The sequence below is a fragment of the Actinoplanes sp. G11-F43 genome (assembly GCF_050589265.1).
Classification (GTDB): Bacteria; Actinomycetota; Actinomycetes; order Mycobacteriales; family Micromonosporaceae; genus Actinoplanes.
The window spans coordinates 1-3,600 of the sequence record NZ_JBNZCE010000089.1; the positions used below are offsets into that span (position 1 = coordinate 1).

The 3,600-nt window shown below is 68.2% G+C and carries 1 protein-coding gene; it reads right to left on the reverse strand.

Annotated elements, in window-relative coordinates:
• A partial coding sequence (locus tag ACQ0O7_RS45010; RefSeq protein ID WP_430792083.1) for a type I polyketide synthase occupies positions 1–3,600 on the reverse strand: 3,600 nt, incomplete at both ends.

Here is a 3,600-nt window from a genome sequence, read left to right on the forward strand (position 1 = left end):
CATCCAGGAACGCATTCCCGGCCGCGTAGGCACCATGATCGTTACTGCCCCACGTGGCCGAGATCGACGAGAACAACACGAACTCGTCAATATCGAGGCCCGCGGTGGCCTGATCCAGATGCACAGCACCGGCCGCCTTCGCACCCAGCGCGGCGGCCAGACCCTCACGATCGGTGTCCTGCACCCACGCCAAATAGGGCAGATTCGCCGAGTGCAACACCGTCGACAAACCGGGACCAGATTCCTCGATCCACGACACCATCCCGGCCACCTGACCGGCTTCACCCAGGTCGCAGCTGATCACCTCGACACCCGTGCCCGCTTCAGCCACCGAAGCCGCCAAAGTCGCCACGTTCGGCGCCGACGGACCCGACCGCGACGTCAACACCACCCGCCGGGCATCACGCTCGGCCAACCATCGACCGATGCCCACACCGATCGAACCCGTGCCACCGGTCAGCAGCACCGTCCCCCGCGGCGACCACTCCCGAGGAACCGCACGACGGGTCTCAGCCCGAACCAGACGGCGCAGGAACACACCCTCAGACCGCAAAGCCACCTGATCCTCAGTGCCATCCGCCAGCACCGACACCAGAGCCGCACCGCCGAACCCCTCCGACAGGTCGACCAGACCACCCCACAACTCGGGACGCTCCAAACCCACCGCACGGCCCAAACCCCACACCGCCGTCTGAACCGGATCGGTCGTGACGTCAGCGGCACCGGCCTGGACCGCATCACGAGTCAGCACCCAGACCGGAATCTCCGCCTCAGCCCGGTGGACGGCCTTGACCAGTTCCACGGTCGCGGTCAGTCCTGTGGCCAGCCACGGGTAGTCCAGGTCGGGAGTCTCGTCCAAGGCCAGCAACGACACCACACCCGCCGCCCCCGCCAGCAACGCGGCATCCAACTCAGGGACCATGACCACCTCGGCACCGTGAACCGCCAGCGCCTCGGCAACCGCCGGGCCGACCCGATCGGTACCGACCACCAGCCACGTCCCGGACAGCACCGGGGCGACACCATCGGGCTGCGACAGCTGCCAGGTGATCCGGTAACGCCAGTCGTCCAACGGCCTGGCAGAAGTGGCGGGCGCCTCGGGCCAGAACCGGCGCCGCTGGAACGCGTACGTCGGCAGGTCGACGGCGGTTCCCCGACCCAGCACCTCGGGCCACTCGACCGGAACACCCCGCACGAACGCCTCGGCGAACGATCCCACCAGACGCTGCGCGCCACCGTCATCACGACGCAAAGTTCCCACCGTGACAGCGGCATCGACAGCCTGGATCAACACCGGATGCGGAGAACACTCCACGAAGACGCCGTGACCGGAATCGCCCAGCGCTTTCACGGCCCTGTCGAACTCCACCGTCTCCCGCAGCGAGGAGTACCAGTAGCCGGCATCCAACTCCGGGCCGGCCAGCCACTGCCCAGTCAAGGCGGAAACCATCGGGATCTCCGCCGCAGTGGGCCTGATGCCTCCCAGAACAGCCAGGATCTCATCCCGCAACTGCTCGACCTGCGGACCATGCGAGGCATAGTCCACTGGAATCATTCGGGTCCGCACCGAGTCACCGCACGCGGCCTGCAACTCGTGCAGCGCCCCGGGCTCACCGGAAACCACCGTCGCCGACGGACCGTTCACCGCGGCAATCGACAGACGATCACCGAACCCGGCGATCCGGTCACGCACCGCATCCACCGACTCCGCGATCGACAGCATCCCGCCACGACCGGCGAGAGCCGCCAACGCCCGACTCCGCAACGCGACAACCTTCGCCGCATCCTCCAACGACAGGATCCCCGCCACCGCAGCAGCGGCGATCTCACCCTGCGAATGACCCACCACCGCATCCGGCTCGACACCGGCAGCACGCCACACCGCAGCGAGGGAAACCATGACCGCCCACAACGCCGGCTGGACCACGTCAGCGGACTCAAAACCATGACGACCAGCCAGTACGTCATCCAGTCGCCAGTCCACGAAGGGTTCCAGGGCCGCCGCGCACTCGGCCAACCGCGCCGCGACCACCGGCGACTCCCCAGCCAACTCCCGGCCCATGCCGATCCACTGCGAGCCCTGACCCGGGAACACGAACACCGTCCGCCCGACACCACCCGGGGAAACCTCACCGGCCACCACCCCAGCCGCCGGCTGACCCGTCGCCACCGACACCAGACCGGCCAGCAACTCATCACGGCTGGCACCGACGATCACGGCACGCTTCTCGAACACCGAACGGCTCGTCGCCAGCGACCACGCGACATCCCCGGCTGACAGCTCGGGCCGGGCCACCAGGTGTTCCCGCAGGCGGCCGGCCTGCTCCGCGAGCGCTGCCGGGTTGTGCCCGGACACCAGCCAAGCAGGAAGGTCCGTGGTCAGAAGCGGGAGCTCCGGCCGTACCTCGGGTTCCTGGGCCTCAGCCGGGGGTGCCTCCTCGATGATGACGTGCACGTTGGTGCCGCTGACACCGAACGCCGACACACCCGCACGCCGGGGCCGATCGCCAGCCGGCCACTCCCGCGCCTGGGTGAGCAGTTCGACGTTCCCGGACGACCAGTCGATCTGTGTCGACGGGGTGTCGGCGTGCAACGTACGCGGCAAGAGGTTGTTCTGCAGTGCCAGGACCATCTTGATCACGCTGGCGGTGCCGGCGGCCGTCTGCAGGTGACCGATGTTCGACTTCACCGAGCCCAGCCACAACGGCCGATCAACACTCGGACGCTCCTGACCGTACGTGGCCAGCAATGCGTGCGCCTCGATCGGATCACCCAGCGTCGTGCCGGTGCCGTGCGCCTCCACCACGTCCACGTCCGCCGCCGACAGCTGCGCGTTCGCCAGCGCCGCACGGATCACCCGCCGCTGCGACGGACCATTCGGCGCCGACAAGCCGTTCGACGCACCGTCCTGGTTGACCGCACTACCCCGGATCACCGCCAGGACCTGGTGGCCGTTACGGCGGGCATCCGACAGCCGCTCCAGCAGGATCATGCCGGCGCCCTCACCCCAGCCGATCCCGTCCGCGTCGTCGGAGAACGCCTTGCTCCGACCGCTGGACGCCATCCCACCCTGCTCGGCGAACTCCACGAACGCACCCGGCGACGTGATCACCGCGACACCACCGGCCAACGCCATCGTGCACTCACCACCACGCAACGCGTTCACCGCCTGATGCAACGCCACCAACGCCGACGAACAGGCGGTATCGACCGTCATGGCAGGACCGGTCAGACCGAGGACGTACGAGATCCGGCCCGACGCCACCGAAGCGACCGAACCGGTCAGCCGGTAACCGTCCAGGCTCTTGTCGTCGGGGGGAAGGATGCTGTCGTACCCGGATCCGCTGGTTCCGATGAAGACGCCGGTGGCCGAGCCGTGCAGCGACGACGGCGCCAGACCAGCCCGCTCGATCGCCTCCCACGCGGTTTCCAGGAGCAACCGCTGCTGTGGGTCCATGGCGAGTGCCTCACGCGGGTTGATCCCGAAGAACCCAGGATCGAAATCGGCCACGTCGTAGACGAAGCCACCTTCCGGCACGTACGACGTAGTCCCGCCGACGTCGTTCCAGCCGCGATCGGTCGGGAACCCGGAGATGGCGT